15 protein-coding genes, 5 tRNA genes and 1 rRNA gene are annotated in these 21,426 nt (G+C 45.7%); 7 read left to right on the forward strand and 14 right to left on the reverse strand.

Translation table 11 applies throughout. From position 1 onward, the window contains the following. Positions 1 to 20: 20 nt before the first annotated feature. The 6 genes from R7Z49_RS14315 to R7Z49_RS14340 form a co-directional block, all read right to left on the reverse strand. The gene (locus tag R7Z49_RS14315; RefSeq protein WP_318111765.1) at positions 21 to 1,028 is read right to left on the reverse strand and encodes a substrate-binding domain-containing protein; all 1,008 of its coding nucleotides are present in this window, start codon (positions 1,026 to 1,028) and stop codon (positions 21 to 23) included. A gap of 226 nt (positions 1,029 to 1,254) precedes the next feature. After that, positions 1,255 to 2,274: an SPOR domain-containing protein gene (locus R7Z49_RS14320; RefSeq protein WP_064368882.1), complete on the reverse strand. Its 1,020-nt coding sequence runs from the start codon at positions 2,272 to 2,274 to the stop codon at positions 1,255 to 1,257. Positions 2,275 to 2,431: 157 nt separating this feature from the next. Beyond that, positions 2,432 to 3,382: an ABC transporter permease gene (locus R7Z49_RS14325; RefSeq protein WP_033907403.1), complete on the reverse strand. Its 951-nt coding sequence runs from the start codon at positions 3,380 to 3,382 to the stop codon at positions 2,432 to 2,434. Between the two features lie 2 nt (positions 3,383 to 3,384). Next, positions 3,385 to 4,362: an ABC transporter permease gene (locus tag R7Z49_RS14330; RefSeq protein WP_005379110.1), complete on the reverse strand. Its 978-nt coding sequence runs from the start codon at positions 4,360 to 4,362 to the stop codon at positions 3,385 to 3,387. A 147-nt stretch (positions 4,363 to 4,509) separates the two neighbouring features. After that, positions 4,510 to 6,063, reverse strand: coding sequence for an ABC transporter substrate-binding protein (locus R7Z49_RS14335; protein ID WP_005379109.1), 1,554 nt, complete (start codon positions 6,061 to 6,063; stop codon positions 4,510 to 4,512). A gap of 92 nt (positions 6,064 to 6,155) precedes the next feature. After that, positions 6,156 to 7,871, reverse strand: a complete 1,716-nt coding sequence (locus R7Z49_RS14340) for a dipeptide ABC transporter ATP-binding protein (protein ID WP_005379108.1) — start codon at positions 7,869 to 7,871, stop codon at positions 6,156 to 6,158. A 661-nt stretch (positions 7,872 to 8,532) separates the two neighbouring features. On the opposite strand from R7Z49_RS14340, the gene R7Z49_RS14345 reads away from it, so the two are divergent. Then, entirely contained in the window at positions 8,533 to 9,258 is a 726-nt protein-coding gene (locus R7Z49_RS14345) for an HAD family hydrolase (RefSeq protein ID WP_005379107.1), read from the forward strand. A gap of 338 nt (positions 9,259 to 9,596) precedes the next feature. Here R7Z49_RS14345 and R7Z49_RS14350 read toward each other — a convergent pair. From R7Z49_RS14350 to R7Z49_RS14370, 5 genes are all read right to left on the reverse strand, one after another. Then, positions 9,597 to 9,673: transfer RNA gene (locus R7Z49_RS14350), tRNA-Pro, on the reverse strand. 64 nt (positions 9,674 to 9,737) lie between these two features. Next, positions 9,738 to 9,813, reverse strand: a tRNA-His gene (locus R7Z49_RS14355). Between the two features lie 47 nt (positions 9,814 to 9,860). Continuing rightward, positions 9,861 to 9,937, reverse strand: a tRNA-Pro gene (locus R7Z49_RS14360). Between the two features lie 69 nt (positions 9,938 to 10,006). Continuing rightward, positions 10,007 to 10,082: transfer RNA gene (locus tag R7Z49_RS14365), tRNA-His, on the reverse strand. A gap of 33 nt (positions 10,083 to 10,115) precedes the next feature. Beyond that, positions 10,116 to 10,192, reverse strand: a tRNA-Arg gene (locus tag R7Z49_RS14370). A 335-nt stretch (positions 10,193 to 10,527) separates the two neighbouring features. On the opposite strand from R7Z49_RS14370, the gene R7Z49_RS14375 reads away from it, so the two are divergent. Next, positions 10,528 to 10,941: a c-type cytochrome gene (locus R7Z49_RS14375; protein ID WP_005384252.1), complete on the forward strand. Its 414-nt coding sequence runs from the start codon at positions 10,528 to 10,530 to the stop codon at positions 10,939 to 10,941. Positions 10,942 to 11,014: 73 nt separating this feature from the next. Here the strand turns inward: R7Z49_RS14375 and rep are convergent, their stop codons facing one another. Continuing rightward, positions 11,015 to 13,030: a DNA helicase Rep gene (gene rep, locus R7Z49_RS14380; RefSeq protein WP_005379104.1), complete on the reverse strand. Its 2,016-nt coding sequence runs from the start codon at positions 13,028 to 13,030 to the stop codon at positions 11,015 to 11,017. 170 nt (positions 13,031 to 13,200) lie between these two features. Here rep and R7Z49_RS14385 point away from each other — a divergent pair, with 170 nt between their 5' ends. The 4 genes from R7Z49_RS14385 (at position 13,201) to ubiK (ending at position 18,425) form a co-directional block, all read left to right on the forward strand. Further along, complete coding sequence (locus tag R7Z49_RS14385; protein WP_005384254.1) at positions 13,201 to 13,782, forward strand: TetR/AcrR family transcriptional regulator; 582 nt, start codon at positions 13,201 to 13,203, stop codon at positions 13,780 to 13,782. 18 nt (positions 13,783 to 13,800) lie between these two features. After that, complete coding sequence (vmeC, locus tag R7Z49_RS14390) at positions 13,801 to 14,907, forward strand: multidrug efflux RND transporter periplasmic adaptor subunit VmeC (RefSeq protein WP_005379101.1); 1,107 nt, start codon at positions 13,801 to 13,803, stop codon at positions 14,905 to 14,907. Positions 14,908 to 14,919: 12 nt separating this feature from the next. Further along, complete coding sequence (gene vmeD / locus R7Z49_RS14395) at positions 14,920 to 18,042, forward strand: multidrug efflux RND transporter permease subunit VmeD (RefSeq protein ID WP_318111767.1); 3,123 nt, start codon at positions 14,920 to 14,922, stop codon at positions 18,040 to 18,042. Positions 18,043 to 18,173: 131 nt separating this feature from the next. Next, positions 18,174 to 18,425 carry a ubiquinone biosynthesis accessory factor UbiK gene (gene ubiK, locus R7Z49_RS14400; protein ID WP_005379099.1) on the forward strand — a complete coding sequence of 84 codons (252 nt, stop codon included), beginning with the start codon at positions 18,174 to 18,176 and terminating at the stop codon, positions 18,423 to 18,425. A gap of 265 nt (positions 18,426 to 18,690) precedes the next feature. Here ubiK and ilvC read toward each other — a convergent pair whose 3' ends face one another. Continuing rightward, positions 18,691 to 20,175 carry a ketol-acid reductoisomerase gene (gene ilvC / locus R7Z49_RS14405; RefSeq protein WP_005379098.1) on the reverse strand — a complete coding sequence of 495 codons (1,485 nt, stop codon included), beginning with the start codon at positions 20,173 to 20,175 and terminating at the stop codon, positions 18,691 to 18,693. A gap of 143 nt (positions 20,176 to 20,318) precedes the next feature. On the opposite strand from ilvC, the gene ilvY reads away from it, so the two are divergent. Further along, positions 20,319 to 21,209, forward strand: a complete 891-nt coding sequence (ilvY, locus tag R7Z49_RS14410) for an HTH-type transcriptional activator IlvY (RefSeq protein ID WP_005379097.1) — start codon at positions 20,319 to 20,321, stop codon at positions 21,207 to 21,209. A gap of 91 nt (positions 21,210 to 21,300) precedes the next feature. Here the strand turns inward: ilvY and rrf are convergent. Then, positions 21,301 to 21,417, reverse strand: a 5S ribosomal RNA gene (gene rrf / locus R7Z49_RS14415). Positions 21,418 to 21,426 lie beyond the last annotated feature (9 nt).

Consider the following 21,426-nt stretch of genomic DNA (forward strand, 5'->3'; position numbering starts at 1 on the left):
AAAGAGCAGTTAACAATTAGTTAAACACTCTCTCCCGACGTGATCTGATACCCCATATCGAAGACTTTTTCTTCTTGCGTTTCGCCTTTCAGGCGCGCAATTAATAGCTCTGCGCTCTTTACACCAATTTGGAAACGCGGCGTATCAACGCTGGTCAGTTTCGGGCTGATGGTTTGACCGATATCCAGCGCGTTATAGCCCGCCACTGCCAATTTCTGTGGAACTTGAATGCCACGTTGCTGCGCACTCAGCATGGTGCCAATTGCGATGTCATCGTTGGTACAGAACACCCCATCGAGCGTTGGGTGCGTTTCCAGTGCGCGTTCGAGCAAATCATGCGCTAAAGAAAAACTAGAATGATCACCAGTTAATACATGTTTGGGTTCTAGCCCTGCTTCTGTCATCGCGCGATCGTAACCTTGCATCCGCAATTTGGTTCGCGTATCCAGACGCGCGCCAAAATAGACGATTGTACGCTTCCCCGTATCTAGCATCTGCTTAACCACGGCGTACGACGCATCTTCATGATCGAGTCCAACCGCCATATCAATCGGCTCCGATGGCAGTTCCATGGTTTCGACCACCGGAATGCCCGCATTTTTGATCATCTGTAATGTACGCGGCGTGTGATGGCTTTCAGTTAGAATAAGTCCATCGACTTGATAAGAGAGTAATGACGCGATCTTACGCTCTTCTTCAAGCTCATCGTAGCTAAAATGCGCTAAAAGCGTCTCATAGCCATTGGCTTTGGTCACCATCTCTATGCCCTGAACAAAGGGAGCAAAAATTTGGTTGGACAAAGACGGCAGTAAAATACCAATGGCTTTACTGGAGGACTTTGACAACATCGCCGGTGCACGGTTTTCGATGTAACCCATCTCTTCAATCGCAGTCGCAATCTTAGCACGAGTCTTTTCTGCCACCGATTCAGGGTTACGCATATAGCGTGAAACGGTCATCTTCGTGACGCCAACCTGGTCTGCGACATCCTGCAATGTCGTACGAGTTTTCTTATTCTGTTGAGCCATAAATATGTGATTTATCAGTAATGTTACAAGTAACATTATGACGAATAGACTCTCTGCCGACAAGTTCAGTGAAAATAATTCGCAAAATGAGATGAATATCAGTGGTAGAGCGTATTAGCAAACGCATCACAAAGAAACGCCACTTAAATAGCGATAATATTTGAGACCGCAAAAAAGCCCCGAACTCGGGGCTTTCTTCTATATTTTGACCGCAATATCTGAGTCGTTATTTCACGCACACCACGTTCAATAATGAGGTTCCGGTGAGCTGATTGGGCTCACGATCGGCGAACAAACCTTTCTTATCTTTGCCCCAATACGGCAGTTGCAGTGGCCATTGATTTTTTTCCATCACCCCAGACGCCCTCAGCGCTTTAAACTCTGCAGGGTTGGCTAAGCTCATACCCAGTTGCTGACATACTTTGTGCGAGTTTTCGTAGTTGAGGCGGTTCCACGGCTTACCATGTTCCATGTAAAACTGATTATGGTGATCGAGTAAATATGGGACCACGTACGTTTTGCCCTGTACTGAAGTACTCAAGCGAACTTCAATGTCATCATTTCCGGTGACAATTGGCTTCGCTTTGGTCTTAGCAACAGGCTTAGACGAAGAGCTATCACGTGAACTTTTTGCCTTGGTATCTGGCTTCTCTGCCCGCGCTTTAAAGGCGTCGGTATCAGCTCGCACAGCAGGAACTGGCGCGGGTTTCGGGGTCACCGTCGGTGTTGGCTTAACCGAAGATGCGGCTGATTTCGACGATACAGTAGATTTAGGTGTAGGTGGTGTTACTGGTTGTTTCGTCCCTTTCCCAACCACTCGGATGAACGCCTCTTTGTAATTCGACAAGGTTTTGACTCCTCGTAAGTCATCCCTCGCATCAGACAATGCCTTGTAAGGTCCAATCAAACAGCGATAGCCTTTGGATTCAGGCTTCATCCATACGTCAGTCGTGATTTTACTATAGAGAGGCTTAGCTTTCGCGAGAGACATAGGCTTGGGTAGCAATCCGCATTGAATCCAGTAAAGGTAGTTGCCCCCCTGCGGCACTTTCTTTCCCCATACTCCGTTACCAATTGGGCACGTTTTCTCAAGCATCGGTAATTCTTTCTCGCTGGCTTGAGTGGCTTGGCAAAGGAACTCCTCCGCCGATACTGGGCTAGAAAACTGGGCGCATACCAGCGACAAGCCGAAAGCTAGGCTTGCTTGGAAGATACGAGATGGGTGTTGTGCCTTCTTCATTTCCATACACTTCACTCTAAATTAGTGGGTAAGGTCATTATGGCGGCAAAGCGCCAAAAAAATGTGAACAAAGAATAACTAGCAAAAAAAGAGCCGGAATTTGCATCCGGCTCTCAGTTTAGGAAGGAATTAAGCGAATTTACAACGCTTGGTGGGAAAATTCTTATCCTTTGTACAGTTTCGGGTTGAATACATCACGTAGCCAGTCGCCCAACAGGTTGATAACCAAAACCAATGTTACGAGCACGATGCCTGGGAAGGCAGTAATCCACCACGCACCTGAGAAGATGTAGTTAAAGCCGATGCTGATCAGCGCACCTAGTGACGGCTGATCAACAGGAAGACCCAAACCTAGGAATGACAGTGCCGCTTCCGACATGATCGCGTTCGCTACCTGTACCGTCGAGATAACCAAGATTGGCGATAGACAGTTCGGCAGAATGTGACGGAACATGATTCGCGGAGCTTTAAAGCCCATCACACGCGCCGCTTCGACGTATTCTTTCTTCTTCTCTGCCAATACCGAGGCGCGAATGGTACGTGCGTATTGCGGCCATTCTGCCACACCGATGATCACCACCAGCATGACCACCGCATATTGGCTGTAAAAATCACTGCCAAAGCTGGCTTTGAAGATGGCCGATACGATGATCGCCACCATCATGGTTGAGAACGATAGTTGAACATCCGCAAAGCGCATCAAGAAGCTATCGATACGACCACCGAAGTAACCCGCCGACAAACCAATGATGATACCCAGTACCAACTGAAGACCGACGGCTAAAAAGCCGATCGTCAAAGACAAACGAGAGCCGTAAAGAATGGTCGATAAAATATCGCGGCCTTGCTCGTCAGTACCCAACACAAAGCGCTCATCGCCATCTTCCATCCACGAAGGTGGCAACTCAGAGTCCATGATGTCGATAGACGTCAGATCGTACGGGTCTGTTGGCGCAAGAATCGGTGCAGCCAATGCCAATACTAAGAACATCATAAAGACGGTAAAACTCGCCATCGCCACTTTGTCGCGTTTGAAGTAATACAGAAAATCTGACTCTTTGAAACGCTGCCACGCTGATGGAGCAGGAGCTGGTGTTAAATTTGATTGGCTCATGATTAAGCTCCTTTTCCAGTTAGGTTCACAGTTGGGTTGATGATGCCGTACAGCAAGTCAACGATGGTATTGGTTACCACGAAGATCAGACCAACAAAGATAACGTAGGCAGTGATCAGCGGTGTATCTACACGGTTGATTGCCTCTAGGAAAAGGAAGCCAGTGCCCGGCCATTGGAACACGGTTTCAGTAAGAATGGTGTAGGCCACCATGGTACCAATCTGCACGCCACCTACCGTCAATACTGGTAGCATGGTGTTCTTAAGTGCATGTTGGTAATAAATCTTTTGTAAGTTCAAACCTTTTGCTTTGGCGAACTTAATGTATTCCGAACTCAGTACTTCCAGCATTTCTGAACGTACCAAACGGATGAACAACGGCAGCATGATAGACGCTAGCGCAATACAAGGTAGGATGAGGTGCTTGATACCATCAATGGTAAAGAAGCCAGATTCCCAACCGAGTACGTTAGCGGTTTCACCTCGCCCATAGGAAGGCAGCCAGCCGAGTTCGATGGAGAAGACGTACATCAGCATGATTGCGGTTAGGAACACCGGAATCGAGATGCCGACACTACTCATCGCCATAACAAATTTGGTAAAGACACTCTTCGGGTGAATCGCGGAATACACCCCGAGTGGTATAGAGAAAACGATAATGATGAGCGTCGCGCCAAACACGAGCTCTAATGTTGCCACCAGCTTATCGAGGATCACCTCAACCGCAGGTCGCTTGAAAAAATATGAGGTACCCAAATCACCTTGCAGTGCATTACCCACAAAGCGCGTGTACTTTGTGATAAAGGGATCGTTCAGGCCCAAGTCGTCGCGTAGCGCTTGACGCTCCGATTCCGAAACCGACTGACCTACAAGCTCACGCAGCGGATCACCCAGGTTGTCCTGAATGGCAAACGCCACCAAACTGATCACAAACATCACTATCAGTGCCTGAAACAGGCGCTTGACCAGAAACGAAAACATTCCTTGCCCCTTAACTATCCATAGATCTCTAAATTAGAGAGAAAATTCAGTCTAAATAACCCACTCAATCCGACTGAAACAAAACTGAGTCGAGTGCTTTAAGTTGAGGAGGGAAATCCATCCCTCCTCAAAGTCGACTAACCGTGATTATTCAACCACTAGGTCACCGAAGTAAGGCATTACCATTGGGTTAACGATGTCTGCCGCTTTCACGTTAGACTTCGCACCCCACGCTTCACTTTGCCAGTGTAGCGGTACGAATGCTGCGTCGTTGTATAGTGTTGCTTCTACACCTTTCAGCATTTCTGCACGTTTCGCAGGATCCGTTTCTACGTTCGCAGCTTCAACCACTTTGTCCATTTCTGGGTTTGAGTAGTAACCACAGTTGTACTGACCACGACCGGTTTCTTCGTTACGAGTCATCGTTAGGAACTCGTTGAAGTTCGCTGAGTCTTCTGTATCTGAGTGCCAACCGATCATCAGCATGTCTGCCGCACACTTGTCGAACTCTGGCCAGTATTGCGCTTTTGGCATGGTCTTCAGATCAACCTTGATACCGATCTTAGACAACATTGCCGCTGCCGCTTGTGCTACTTTCGCATCATTCACGTAACGGTTGTTTGGTGCGATCATCGTTAGCGTCAGGCCGTTTTCGTAACCCGCTTCTTTCATCAGTTCTTTCGCTTTCTTCAAATCGTAGCGAGGAACCAGTTTGTCATCGTGACCTACGTAACCTGCCGGGCTTTGCTGACCAGCGGCCGTTGCGAAGCCTTTCATGATTTTCTTCACGATACCTTCGTTATTGATTGCGTGAACAATCGCTTGGCGAACGCGAACGTCTTTCAATGCTTCGTTGCTGTTTTGGTTTAGTTGGAACGTGATGATACGAGTACCAGGTAGCGTAACTAGGTCGATGCCGTCAGCATCTTCAACGCGTTTGTGGTCGTTTGGCGCTACAGGGTGAATCATGTCAACACCGCCAGAAAGCAGCGCTGCTACACGAGTTGCGTCTTCTTTGATTGGCACAAGCGTTAGCTTATCAACGTTACCTTTCGACTCTTTGTCCCAGTAATCTTTAAAGCGTTCAAATTCCACTTTTACGCCCTGTTCACGTGAAGTCACAATGAATGGACCCGTGCCAGATACGTTAGTCGATGCAAATGAGTTACCGTGCTTCACTAGCTCAGACTTGTCTTTGCCGTCCGCAGTTTTGCCAGTGTAGAACTTGCTGTCCATTGGGAAAATGTACGTTGCGGTTTGCAGCACTAGTGGGTAAGGACCTTTAGTTACAAGATCGAACGTGTTGTCGTCCACTTTGACGATTTTCTCGTACGGGTCGAAGATGTTTTTAAAGTCAGGAGAGCTTTGTAAACGCTGGAACGTCCACACGACGTCGTCAGCAGTTAGAGTATTGCCAGAATGGAATTTCACACCTTCACGCAGTTTGAAACGAACAGTCGTATCGTTAATACGTTCCCAACTTTCCGCTAGGCGAGGCTCGAAATCCATTTTTTGAGTAAAGCGAACCAACGGATCAAATACCATGTGTGACATTTGCAGTGTGCCACCTGATAGCTGCTCATGTGGGTCAAGCGATACTGGGTCAGCTGCATAGCCAACTTTGATATCTGCTGCCATTGCGTTAAAGCTTAGGCCCGCAGCCATTAGCGCCACTGCTAATTTGCTTTTCATGGTTTTCATTTGCATAACTCCTTCATGCGGGGATACGGATCCCTTGTTGTTGTGTTTGCGTCTTTGTTATGACTAAAGGTTAGCCAAGCGAATTGCTTGGTTTATGCCGTTTCGATCTCTTCTCGCAAGCCAGTAAACTCCGGCATCAGAGAAATCAATTTTTTGCTGTATTCGTGTTGAGGTGCCGTGAATAACTGTTCTGTTGGTGCCACTTCTAAAAGTGTACCCATTTGCATCACACCTACTCGGTCACACATCTGACGAATAACAGGTAAATCGTGGCTGATAAACAACATAGTCAAGTTCAGCTCACTTTGCAGATCTTTCAGCAAGTTTAGAATTTGTGCCTGTACCGATACGTCCAGTGCTGAGGTCGGTTCATCACAAATCAAAAGTCGAGGACGAGTCGCCAACGCACGCGCAATAGAAATACGCTGACGCTGACCACCGGAGAATTCATGAGGGTACTTAAGCCCAGCCATTCGACCCAAACCAACATGATCCAATAGGTCATTCACGATTTGGCGAGTTTCCGACTCGTTTTTCGTCAATTTATGGAAACGGATTGGCTCAGCAATAATATCGAATACCTTCATACGAGGGTTCATTGAAGTATATGGGTTTTGGAACACCATCTGCATTTGACGACGCATCGGGCGGCGCTCTTTCTCAGAGGTTAAAGCGGTCAGGTCAATGCCCTCGAATTTCACCTGACCAGAGTTAGGTTGGTATAAACCAGCAATCACACGTGCAATGGTCGATTTACCTGAACCAGACTCGCCCACCAAACCAAAGGTTTCGCCTTCGTGCACTTCAAAGCTCACATTATTAGATGCTTGCACGTATTCTCGGCGGCTCTCGAACAAAGAGTCTTTGGTAACAAAGCGAAGATTGACGTTCTTCACGTCCAAAAGCGGGCCAGTGTACTCACGCTCATCTTGGCTTTGTCCTAACCAGTGGTTCTTGATATCGAGTGGCTCCATTTCCGCCGCTTCTTCGATATAGCTTACTAACGGGAAACGATCTAGCTTTCTGTCTGAACGTGGTACCGCTGAAATTAGACTGCGAGTATAAGAGTGATCAGGATCGCCCAATACTTTGGCTGTTGGTCCAAACTCCACCAAGTCACCACGATACATTACCGCCACGCGATCGGTGACGTTGGAGACGACACCCATATCGTGAGTAACCAACATACAGCCGACATTGTTCTTGATACACAGCTCGCGGATCAAGTTGAGGATTTGGTCTTGGATAGAAACGTCTAACGCCGTAGTTGGTTCGTCCGCAATGATGAGATCAGGCTCACCAGCCAAAGCAATGGCAATGACAACACGCTGACGCATACCACCAGAGAATTGGTGCGGGTACTGTTTTAAGCGGTTTTCTGGTTGCGGAATACCAACCTGCTGCATAAGAGAAAGCGCGCGCTGATACGCCTCTTCATCAGAGACCTTCATGTTGGCGTGGATCGTCTCTTTCAGCTGTTGCTCAACAGTAAAAAGTGGATTGAGCGAGGTCATCGGATCTTGGAAAATAAAACCTATTTTCGAGCCACGAACCTTACGCATCGCTTCTGGTGATAGGCCAGAAATTTTTTCTCCATCCAAGAAAACATCGCCGCTAGCAACGCGACCTGGAGGGCTAAGCAAATCAATAACGGCGTTACCAACGGTGGATTTACCCGCACCTGATTCGCCAACAACACCCACGATTTCACCACGTTCAATATGAAAAGAAAGTGACTTCACGGCAGCGTGAACGCCGTGTCGGGATGGGTATTCAATACGAAGGTTTTTCACTTCTAATAGTGACATTTCAGACCTCTACTGCCTTGTCTGTGGTATCGAATCATGCCAAAGGCACCATTCATCACCTGAATGAATCCGTTCAAATTCAGAATAATACTCTGAAATCTTAATGCGGAAATAATTTGGCAAAAATCACACAAAAAAGCAACAATTAAAGTATATTCCGCCGAAAAAACATTAAATAAACGCACAATTAGCGAATAAAAATGCATTAACAAGTATTTGACCATTTTCATATCACACTATTTTTGTGCGTCATGCACCAATAAAACTAGAAAAATGCTCTAAAAGTAAACATGAGCTAAACAAGATCATTAACCATATTATTCATGTGCATTTATTAACATTTAACAAACAATATCATATGCAAAAAGTGTTTTTTCAACATAAAAAACTATTAATAAAATAGTCGGCAAATACAAAAAGCCAAACTTAGGAAGAGAAAGGATAGGTCAAAACGTGAACAAAACAGCAAAACCACACAAATCCTGCTCCAATGCAGATTATGCGCCACTTAAGCGGTTTATTGACTAAGCAAAGGAAAGTACCGCTATCTTCATTCGTACGTCATAAGAAAACTCGCCGGTTTTAACCCTTTACGACACAATTGAGAGTGGGATAATAGATGAACAGTGTCAAAGCCAAGCCGTAAATAAAAGGAGCCCCTGTGCTTAAAGCGATTTTTTTTGATATGGACGAGACTTTATGTGCAACGTCACAAGCCGATAAAGTTGCAGGACAAGCGTTTACAACTTGGATTCATAAAACCTACCCACAAGTGACTGAGCCAAAAGCTTTTTTGCAGCGCTACTTACAGGGTGTATACAAAAAGCTGAATGCTGAGTTCCCTCACCTTGTTGCTCTGCTACCCGATGAAAATGCCTTCCGTTGTGGCCTGATCCAAAACATCTTGGCGGAGCAAGGCGTCAGCATCACTGCAAAAGAGGCTCAACAAGCTCAAGACTACTTTGACTCTGCACGTATGGGCGCGTTCACTTTCTTCCCTGGTGTAAAAGAAATGCTCAGCGACCTTCGTCAACATTACAAACTCGTCGTGATCACTAACGGCCCGATTTTTTCTCAACACCCTAAATTAAACGCGACACAAATGAGCAACTGGGTGGACCATATTATTGTGGGAGGAGAAGAGCCAGAAGAGAAACCTGCTACAAGTATTTTCCAAAAAGCGCTCGACTTGGTCGAAGTAAAACCAGAAGAGGCTCTACACGTGGGCGACTCTTTACCTGCTGACATTGCTGGCGCTAACAATATGGGCATTTTGAGTGTATGGGTGAATGCGACAGGCGCAAGCAACTCAACGGATATAACGCCAAGTTTTGAAATCCAAGAAACGGTAGAACTGAAAGAAATCCTTAAAACACTCGCCCAATAAAAGCAGCGGATTAGAAAACTACAAAACCCCAGACACTGCTCTGGGGTTTATTTTGTCAGCTCGAAAAGCATTTGGATCATAGGTGGTCAAAAGCCCCTAGAGCTGTACACTTTTGGGAAAAATTGAAATGGAATGCCGATTCTTTTCAGGAGAGATGCAAAAAAGCCCCAGTCTTTCGACTGGGGCTCTAAATAGCGGTCGGTGAAGAGCCGAATTCTAACTTCAGGCGAACCCCACTTGGGTTCAAATCCATTGATACATTACCGACTAATACAGTCCAAGCGAGATCATAAACTCTAAAACGACGAAAGCCTGCTAAAAAGCAGGCTTTCTAATAGTGGTCGGTGAAGAGGGATTCGAACCCCCGACCCTCTGGTCCCAAACCAGATGCGCTACCAAGCTGCGCTATTCACCGAACTGTATTTGCTGATTTTCTCAAATCAGACAGGACACTTCAACTAAGAAATCACCTTAATTAATGGGGTGGCTAACGAGATTCGAACTCGCGACCACCGGAATCACAATCCAGGGCTCTACCAACTGAGCTATAGCCACCATCAATTTTTTCTGTTTACCGCTCTATATAGCCATAAACTAAATAGTGGTCGGTGAAGAGGGATTCGAACCCCCGACCCTCTGGTCCCAAACCAGATGCGCTACCAAGCTGCGCTATTCACCGACGATGTTTTATCTTGATTGAATCAAGATTGGGAGCAATGCTACCGCATTCAATCTAAAAAAGAAAGAATGGGGTGGCTAACGAGACTTGAACTCGCGACAACCGGAATCACAATCCGGGGCTCTACCAACTGAGCTATAGCCACCACTGATTTTTACCGATGTATCCTCCGAGGCAATGGTACGCCCGAAAGGATTCGAACCTTCGACCTTTGGCTCCGGAGGCCAACGCTCTATCCAACTGAGCTACGGGCGCATGCCCTATCGGCGGAGTGGAATAATACGGATATCACACTATGCCGTCTAGTACTTTTTTTACTTTTTTTATCGTTTGGTCTCTTTTTCGACAGTTATCTTCCGTTAAAGTGGATTTTTGATGTGATTCACGCCCTGTCATGGATAACTTGTTGTTTATTGCAACAAGTTATCGGGATATAATCACCCATTATTTACATTGATTTAACAGCTGCAACCAAGTTGTCTAATCATTCTATGCCATTCAGTGGAATTTAATGATTTCTCTGCTCGGCATTAATACTCTAACTATATAAATAGGTAAGTCACTTACCTCGGGAATGTGAAGTGGGTTTAATGGATATGTCTCGACAAATGATTAGCGTTTTGTTCGCTGCCTTAACGTTTTCTACGGCAGCTTTAGCTTCTGACATCAGCCAAACTGAATACGATGCGATCGCAGAACGCATCCAACCTGTCGGTGATGTTTATCTAGCGGGTTCTGAGCCAGTGAAAGAAGAACCAACCGGTCCACGTGATGGCGCCACAGTTTATGGTACTTTTTGTATTGCTTGTCACGCATCTGGTGTAAACGGCGCACCTAAAACAGGTAATGCCGATGATTGGGCACCACGTATTGCACAAGGCAAAGATACGTTAGTGAAGCACGCATTAGAAGGCTTCAATGCGATGCCAGCCAAAGGAACCTGTATGGACTGTTCTGACGATGAAATCATCGCAGCAATTGACCACATGATTGAAGGTCTATAAGTAAAGACATCAACGAAAAAGGCTTGCCAGTTGGCAAGCCTTTTTGTTTTTAGTCAGTGAGAACAAGGTTACTTTACTTCTTAAACATTGCTCGAATATTGGCAATGTGTGCTTGACCTTTCGCCATACGCTCTTCTGCTGATACTGGCTTTTTGTTTACTTCCCATTCAACGTCATCAAATGGCAACTCATCCAAAAAGCGGCTTTGAGTCGGTTTGATCAACTCGCCGAACTGCCGACGCTCTTTGCACATAGTGAAAGTCAGTTCACGTTGCGCTCGAGTAATACCAACGTACATCAGGCGACGCTCTTCTTCCACGTTATCTTCATCAATACTGGTTTGGTGCGGTAAAATACCTTCTTCGGACCCAATTAAGTATACATATGGGAACTCAAGGCCTTTTGATGCGTGCAAGGTCATCAGTTGTACTGCATCACTGTCTTCATCTTCTTCACCGCGCTCCATCATGTCACGCAAGGTCAAACGTTGAACGACTTCTTTTAACGTTTTCTCTTCTTGATCGTAGTTGTCACCCTCTAGGTCCGCCACTATCCATGAATAAAGGTCAGAAACGTTTTTCATTCGCATTTCAGCGGCTTTCGGACTTGCTGAAGTTTCGTATAGCCAATCTTCATAATGGATATCACGAACTAGCGAACGAACCGCTTCGACGGTATCACCACGCTCAGCTTGATCAGCAATCGCCACTAGCCATTGGGTGAAACGACGCAAGTTTTCTAGACCACGTCCCGTTAGGTGCTGTTCGAGCCCCATTTCAAAGCTCGATTCAAACAGGCTCTTCCCTCGCATATTGGCATAACTGCCTAACTTCTCTAACGTTACTGGGCCAATTTCACGTCGTGGAGTATTCACAATGCGCAAAAATGCATTGTCGTCATCCGGATTAACCAAAACGCGCAAATACGCCATGATGTCTTTAATCTCTGCGCGCGCAAAAAACGAGGTGCCGCCAGAAATTTTATACGGTACACGGTTTTGCATCAGAGACTTTTCAATCAAACGTGATTGGTGGTTACCACGATATAGAATCGCATAATCTTTATATTCGGTACGGTTTAGGAACTTATGCGCAATTAGTTCACCCGTTACGCGCTCTGCTTCGTGCTCTTCATTTTTAGCCAACAACACTTTGAGTTTTTCACCGTCAGGAATTTCAGAGAACAGGGACTTCTCATAGACGTGAGGGTTGTTAGCTATCAAAATGTTGGCCGCACGCAGGATTCGACTCGTTGAACGGTAGTTTTGCTCTAGCTTAATCAAACGCAAATTCGGATAATCTTCACCCAGCAACACGAGGTTCTGAGGTTTCGCACCACGCCATGAATAAATAGACTGATCGTCATCCCCTACAACCGTCAATCGTCCACGTTCTCCGACAATTAATTTGACCAGCTCATACTGACTCGTGTTGGTATCTTGATACTCGTCAACCAGTAGGTAACGGATACGATTCTGCCAACGCTGACGAACGTCTTCATGATTACGTAAGAGTAAAACGGGCATCAAAATTAGGTCATCAAAATCAAGCGCGTTATAGGCTTTCATTTGCTTTTGGTACATATCAAAACAGAACGCAAACAATTGTTGCTGTTCACCTTGCGCACGCGCTTTGGCTTGCTCTGGCGTCAACATGTCGTTTTTCCAGTTGGAAATACAACTCAGAAGCTGACGTAGCAGATCTTTATCACCATCAAGCTGCTTTTCAGTAAGCTCCTTGAGCAGCGCTAGCTGGTCTTGGTCATCAAACAGTGAGAAGCCCGCTTTCAACCCTAAATGCTTGTACTCACGCTTGATGATGTTCAATCCTAAAGTGTGGAATGTTGATACCATCAAACCTTTAGACTCACCTTTCCCTAACGTTTGACCTACACGCTCCTTCATTTCACGTGCCGCTTTGTTGGTAAACGTCACCGCCGCAATGTTACGCGCTTTGTAACCACATTGCTGAACCAGATAAGCGATTTTATTGGTAATAACACGAGTTTTGCCCGAGCCAGCACCAGCTAGCACTAGGCATGGACCAGACACGTATTTCACGGCTTCATCTTGACTAGGGTTCAGCTTCATAGAAATTCTCTGCGGGTGATGAATGTGGCGCCTATGATAAAGGGGTGGCCTCGTGAAAGCTATGCTGATTTCTTGTAATTTTCACACCAATTAAGTGCAATATTCTGTTGCATAAATGGCGGGTATTTAAGCTATAATGAATGAACGTTCATTCACTAAAGGGTGACATTATGAAGGATAACCCTGCTGTAGATAAACGAGAACAAATCTTAGTCGCTGCTGAACAACTCATTGCTGAATCTGGCTTTCAAGGGCTTTCCATGCAAAAGCTCGCCAATGAGGCAGGTGTCGCAGCAGGGACGATTTACCGTTATTTCTCAGATAAAGAACATCTTTTAGAGGAACTACGCCTTAACGTTGCTAAGCGTGTTGCTACTGCGGTGCAACTAGGTGTTAGTGAAGAGATGCCTTTAAAACAGCGTTATCGAACCATGTGGCTCAATATTTGGAATCTAGCGAGCTCGAACTTAAGTGCGATCAGCAACCGAGTCCAATATGAATCTTTACCCTGTTCAAATAGTAGCAAAGCTCGGGAACTTGAGAGACAAATGTTTGCCCAAGTAGATCTTCTTTTCAATCAGGGCAAAGACGAGGGAGTATTCAAGCTTCTCGATAACGAAGTACTTTCTGGATTAAGTTTTGAGGCAAGTGTTGCACTTGCTCGGAAACACGCTTTGGGATTTTATCAACTGGATAAGACGGCATTAGAGGCCGCTATTGAAGCCAGTTGGGATGCAATTATTAAACACTAACTTGGAGTTCTTAATAGAATGAAAAAGTGGACTTTCTTTATGTTACTTATCGCCGTTCTCTTGTTCGGCAGCGTGATAGGTTTCAATTTATTTAAGCAACAAAAGATCGCTGAATACATGGCAAACCGTCCTGAACCTGAGTTCCCAGTAACCGTGACAGAAGTGCAAGCGGTGGATTGGGTACCAGTCATCGAGGCAATTGGTTTTATCGAGCCAAACCAAGGCGTGACGGTAGCGAACGAAACGAGCGGTGTTATCGATAAAATCGCGTTTGATTCCGGTACTCAAGTTAAATCGGGTCAGCCATTAGTGTTGCTTGATTCTGAAGTCGAAAAAGCAAATTTGAAGAGCTCGCAAGCTAAGTTGCCAGCGGCAGAAGCGAAATACAAACGCTACCAAGGCCTATTCAAAAAAGGTTCTATTTCTAAAGAAGCGTATGACGAAGCAGAAGCAAACTACTTCTCCTTAAAAGCGGATATTGAAAGCCTGAAAGCAACCATCGACCGACGTGAAATCAAAGCGCCATTTGATGGTGTGGTAGGTATTCGTAACGTGTACCTCGGTCAGTACCTACAGGCGGGCACCGATATTGTTCGCCTTGAAGATACCAGCGTGATGCGCTTGCGCTTCACCGTGCCACAAACCGATATTTCACGTATCAATATCGATCAAGAAGTGGATATCTTTGTTGACGCTTATCCAGACCAACCTTTCAAAGGGTCTATTTCTGCGATTGAACCAGCTGTAAACGTACAAAGTGGTTTGATTCAAGTTCAAGCGGATATCCCTAACAGTGACGGCAAACTACGTAGTGGTATGTTCGCGCGTGCAAACATCATTCTGCCTAAATTAGAAAATCAGGTCACGCTACCTCAAACCGCGATCACATTTACGCTGTATGGCGACAATGTTTACATCGTAACAGAAGAAGATGGCGAAAAACGCGTTAAGCAGCATGTGGTAAAAGTTGGCGAACGCTCTAAAGATATCGCACACATTCTAGAAGGCGTGAAGCCAGGTGATGTAGTGGTGACATCGGGTCAAGTCCGTTTGAGTAACCATGCGAAAGTAAGCATTGTCGAAAGCGATGCAACTACCCCACCTGCTGAAACACCAATGCTTTAAGTTGGAGGCATCATGCGCTTTACAGATGTTTTTATAAAACGTCCAGTTTTAGCGGTATCGATCAGCTTTTTGATTGCATTGCTTGGTTTGCAAGCGGTGTTCAAAATGCAGGTTCGTGAATACCCTGAAATGACGAATACGGTGGTCACCGTGACCACCAGTTACTACGGTGCAAGTGCCAACTTGATCCAAGGCTTTATTACTCAGCCATTGGAGCAAGCGGTAGCGCAAGCCGATAATATTGATTACATGACTTCGCAATCGGTACTGGGTAAATCGACCATTACTGTAAACATGAAGTTGAATACTGATCCAAATGCGGCGTTGTCTGACATTCTGGCGAAAACCAACTCGGTACGTTCACAGCTACCAAAAGAAGCCGAAGACCCAACCGTAACCATGTCGACAGGTTCGACAACGGCGGTACTGTACATCGGCTTTACGAGTGACGAGTTATCTTCAAGCCAGATCACTGACTACCTTGAGCGTGTAATCAACCCGCAGTTGTTCACCGTAAACGGTGTGTCCAAAGTTGACCTGTATGGTGGTATGAAGTACGCACTGCGCGTATGGTTAGATCCTGCCAAAATGGGCGCTTTGAAGCTTACCGCAACCGATGTGATGAGCGTTCTTAACGCCAACAACTACCAATCTGCAACCGGTCAAGCGACGGGTGAGCTCGTGCTTTATAACGGTAGCGCAGATACTCAGGTATCAAACGTTGCTGAACTTGAAGCATTGGTCGTGAAAACTGGTGAAGGGGATGTCATCCGCCTAGGTGATATCGCTAAAGTAACGCTAGAGAAGAGTCACGACGTTTATCGCGCAAGTGCAAACGGTCAAGAAGCTGTGGTTGCGGCGATCAACGCAGCGCCAAGTGCTAACCCAATCAACATTGCAGCAGACGTACTTGAACTGTTGCCTCAGCTTGAGCGCAACCTACCAAGTAACATCAAAATGAACGTAATGTACGACTCAACTATCGCCATCAACGAATCGATTCACGAAGTAGTGAAAACGATTCTTGAAGCAGCAGTAATCGTACTTGTGGTTATCACACTGTTCCTAGGTTCATTCCGCGCGGTAATCATTCCTATCGTGACCATTCCACTTTCATTGATTGGTGTGGCAATGGTGATGCAGGCAATGGGTTTCTCTTGGAACTTGATGACGCTACTGGCGATGGTGCTTGCCATCGGTCTGGTGGTGGATGACGCGATCGTTGTACTAGAAAACGTTGACCGTCACATCAAAGAAGGGGAATCACCATTCCGAGCTGCAATCATTGGTACACGTGAAATTGCGGTTCCAGTTATCGCGATGACATTGACGCTAGGTGCAGTGTACGCACCGATCGCATTGATGGGTGGTATCACCGGTTCATTGTTCAAAGAGTTCGCTTTGACACTGGCAGGTTCAGTATTCGTATCCGGCATCATCGCTTTGACACTATCACCAATGATGTGTTCGAAGATGCTGAAGGCGAACGAGAAGCCAAGCAAGTTTGAGCAAAAAGTTCACCATATCCTTGATGGCATGACCACTCGTTACGAAGGCATGTTGAAAGCGGTAATGGCTCATCGTCCGGTTGTTATTGCGTTTGCAATCATTGTATTTGCAAGCTTACCGGTCTTGTTCAAGTTTATTCCTAGCGAACTAGCACCATCTGAAGATAAAGGTGTGGTCATGCTGATGGGTACCGCACCATCAAACGCGAACTTGGACTATATCCAAAATACCATGGATGACGTAAACCAAATACTCTCAGATCAACCGGAGGTGGAATACGCGCAGGTCTTTAATGGTGTACCAAACTCAAACCAAGCGTTTGGCCTAGCAACATTGAAGCCTTGGAGTGAACGAGAGGCAAGCCAATCTGAAATCACGAAACGTGTGGGTGGCCTAGTATCAAGTGTACCTGGTATGTCTGTCACTGCATTCCAAATGCCAGAGCTTCCAGGTGCAGGCTCAGGTCTACCTGTTCAGTTTGTAATTACAACACCAAATAGCTTCGAGAGCTTGTTTACTATCGCTAGCGATATTCTAACCGATGTTGCAAGTAGCCCAATGTTTGTCTATTCCGACCTGGATTTGAACTACGATTCAGCAACGATGAAGATCAAGATCGATAAAGACAAAGCGGGTGCCTACGGTGTGACTATGCAAGACATTGGCATCACTCTCAGCACCATGATGGCAGATGGTTATGTAAACCGAATCGACCTGAATGGCCGCTCGTATGAGGTGATCCCTCAAGTTGAGCGTAAATGGCGTCTAAACCCAGAATCGATGAAGAACTACTATGTACGCTCTGTGGATGGTAAAGCGGTTCCATTAGGCAGTCTGATTACTATCGATGTGGTGGCTGAGCCTCGCTCTTTGCCACACTTCAACCAGCTAAACTCAGCGACTGTGGGTGCAGTACCATCGCCTAGTGTTGCTATGGGTGACGCAATCGACTGGTTTGAAAATATTGCACAAACCAAGCTGCCTGCAGGCTATAACCACGATTACATGGGCGAATCTCGTCAGTTTGTAACGGAAGGTAGTGCCTTGTATGCAACCTTCGGTCTTGCACTTGCGATCATCTTCCTCGTTCTGGCGATTCAATTTGAATCACTCCGCGATCCTATTGTCATCATGGTATCTGTACCTCTGGCAATATGTGGTGCCTTGATCGCATTGGCCTGGGGTACGGCCTCGATGAACATCTACTCGCAGGTTGGTTTGATCACGCTGGTCGGCCTAATAACCAAGCACGGTATCTTGATCTGTGAAGTCGCCAAGGAAGAGCAGTTACATAATAAACTGTCTCGTATTGATGCGGTGATGGAAGCTGCGAAAGTGCGTCTTCGCCCTATCCTAATGACCACTGCTGCGATGATCGCAGGTCTTATCCCACTGATGTACGCAACAGGTGCAGGTGCCGCGCAACGTTTCAGTATCGGTATCGTCATCGTTGCTGGCCTTGCAATCGGTACACTGTTCACACTATTTGTACTACCTGTGATTTACAGCTACCTAGCTGAAAAACACAAACCTCTGCCAGTATTTGTTGAAGACAAAGACTTGGAGAAGTTAGCGCGAGTTGACGAAGCGAAAGCAGCTCATCGTGAATTAGCGGATAACAGATAAGCTATTAAGGCATTCAAAAAGGTCACTTCGGTGGCCTTTTTTATTGCCGCTCTCTTTTTTGCCATCTAAATGGCGACTTTCACGTATCATTTACTTAAAATGAGGACAAATCAAAAGGAGTTTTAGCCACTATGTTTGACCCAAAGAAATTAGAGCAAATTGCTAAACAGATTCACGACTCAATGCCTCAACCTGTAAAAGAGTTGGGCTCTGATGTCGATCAGAAAGTTCGTCAAGTAATCCAAGGCCAGCTAAACAAGCTAGATGTTGTAAGTCGCGAAGAGTTTGATGTTCAAACTCAAGTTTTACTACGTACACGTCAAAAGCTAACAGAAATGGAACAGAAGTTGGCACAACTTGAAGAAAAGCTTGCTGAAAAATAAGTATCAAAGCGCTCCTCACAAAGGAGCGTTTTTCTTATCGGCGCGCAGATAAATCGGCTAAAAACAAAAAGGCTTGGTCAACGGCGACCAAGCCTTTTGATTAGATGTTGTGTTTTATTTTGTATTTATCACTCCAGTCTGCCTGGAGTTTATCTACTGCGTTACTTGAGACTAAGTAAATTACGCTGTATTAAGGTTTCATTTCTAGGAGTACGATAGTAAACGAGCACCTTCGACACCGAAATGGAGCCTTAAGGCCAGTCATTTAGCCGCCCACCGCGATACGCTTCATATCAGTCATGTAACCACGTAGCTCTTCACCGATGTACTCTACAGGGTGGTTACGGATTGTTTCATTCACAGCGATAAGAGTCGCGTTATCCACTTGGTTAGACGTTTCACCTAAACCTTTACCAATTACGTCAGTATTTACGGCTGGCATAAACTTCTCACGTAGAAGCGGCGTTGCTACGTTAGCGAACAGGTAGTTACCGTATTCCGCAGTGTCTGAGATAACCACGTTCATCTCGTATAAACGCTTACGTGCGATAGTGTTTGCGATAAGTGGCAGCTCGTGTAGAGACTCGTAGTAAGCAGACTCATCGATGATGCCAGATGCCGTCATCGCTTCGAATGCTAGCTCAACACCCGCACGAACCATAGCAACCATCAAGATGCCGTTATCGAAGTACTCTTGCTCAGAGATTTCTACGTCAGTTTCTGGGTAGTTTTCGAAAGCAGTTTCACCTGTTTCTGCACGCCAGCCTAGTAGATTTGCATCGTCGTTTGCCCAGTCAGCCATCATAGTGCTAGAGAAGTGACCGGTGATGATGTCATCCATGTGCTTGTTGTATAGCGGACGCATAAGTTCTTTTAGCTCTTCAGAAAGCTCAAATGCTTTCACTTTTGCAGGGTTAGTTAGGCGATCCATCATGTGAGTGATACCACCAAACTTCAGTGCTTCAGTGATGGTTTCCCAACCGTATTGAAGAAGCTTACCAGCGTAGCCAGGATCGATACCATCAGCAATCATCTTCTCGTAACACACGATAGAGCCAGCCTGTAGCATGCCACAAAGGATAGTTTGCTCACCCATTAGGTCAGATTTCACCTCAGCAACAAAAGAAGACTCTAGACAGCCAGCACGGTGACCACCGGTTGCAGCAGCCCAAGCTTTCGCGATATCCCAACCTTCACCTTTTGGGTCGTTCTCTGGGTGAACAGCGATAAGAGTCGGTACACCGAAACCGCGCTTGTATTCTTCACGAACTTCCGTACCTGGACATTTAGGTGCAACCATTACTACCGTTAGGTCTTTACGGATTTGCATGCCTTCTTCAACAACGTTGAAACCGTGAGAGTAACCTAGTGCTGCGCCTTCTTTCATTAACGGCATTACCGTCTCAACAACGTTTGTGTGCTGCTTATCTGGAGTAAGGTTTACTACTAGATCAGCTTGTGGAATTAGCGTTTCGTAGCTACCTACCTCAAAACCGTTGTCTTTTGCGTTTTTGAATGACTGGCGTTGCTCATCAATCGCGGCTTGGCGAAGCGCATAAGCAACGTCTAGACCAGAGTCGCGCATGTTCAGACCTTGGTTAAGACCTTGAGCACCACAACCTACAATGACTACTTTCTTACCTTTCAGATAATCCGCTTCTGAAGCGAACTCACTGCGGTCCATAAAACGACAACGACCTAATTGGTCCAACTGCTCGCGCAAGTTTAGGGTATTGAAATAATTAGCCATCTGGGTGCTCCTTTGAGATTCTTCCATTGAGGTCAGTAATTGCCTTACCGAATAACTTCATACTAAAACAGACATGAGATTGCTTAAAGTGATATATTCACAATTAGTTATTGCAATTTATGCAACATGGAAATGAAAATTTAATGAATATCAAAAGCCTGCAACTTTTCATTCATCTCTGTGAGAGTAAAAGTTTCGCCAAGACCGCAGCGGCAATGCATATTAGCCCTTCAGCCTTAAGCCGACAGATACAAAAATTAGAGGAGGAAACCAGCCAACAATTGTTTTTACGCGACAACCGTAGCGTTGATTTAACTATCCAAGGTAAAAAGCTAGTCCCAGTTGCCTTAAAGATTCTTGGCGAATGGCAGCAGTATCAGAGTCACCTGAAGGGAACCGAGGATGAACTGAAAGGAGAAATCCGTCTCTTTTGTTCTGTTACTGCAAGCTACAGCCATCTTCCGGAGCTAATCTCTGACTTTCGTATTCAGAACCCTTTCATTGAGTTCAAACTATCAACCGGCGATCCAGCTCAAGCGATCGACAAAATACTAGCAGATGAAGCCGATATTGCCATATCAGCCAAGTCAGAACAGATGCCAAATAAAATCGCATTTGAAACGATCAGTGAAATCCCACTTTCTGTCATCGTACCTGTTGGGGTTAGTGCGTTTGCTGAAGAGCTACAAAAAGAAAAACCAGACTGGTCGGTCATTCCATTCATACTCCCAGAAGCAGGAACGGCAAGGGACAGGGCCAATACTTGGCTCAAACAAATGAAAATAAAGCCAAAGATCTACGCACAAACCTCCGGACATGAAGCCATCGTAAGTATGGTTGCATTGGGGTGTGGAGTAGGTATAGCACCTGATGTTGTAATCAACAACAGTCCGGTAAGAGAAAAGATAAATCGTTTAAAAGTCTTACCAATTAAACCTTTTAAACTTGGTGTTTGCTGCAACAAAACTCAGCTGGAGAATCCGCTTGTTAAAGCCTTTTGGAAGGTTGCAGAGAGCAAGTATATCGCACCTTAGATGAACACTTTTTAGGTATAAAGTGAGCTAATTTTAAAACTCTATAGATGCAAAAAAGCCCGCTCTTTCGAGCGGGCTTCTTAAATTTAAAGCCTGGCGATGTCCTACTCTCACATGGGGAAGCCCCACACTACCATCGGCGCTATTTCGTTTCACTTCTGAGTTCGGCATGGAAATCAGGTGGGTCCAAAACGCTATGGTCGCCAAGCAAATTCTT

The sequence above is a fragment of the Vibrio sp. 1562 genome (assembly GCF_033340155.1).
Taxonomy (GTDB): domain Bacteria; phylum Pseudomonadota; class Gammaproteobacteria; order Enterobacterales; family Vibrionaceae; genus Vibrio; species Vibrio alginolyticus.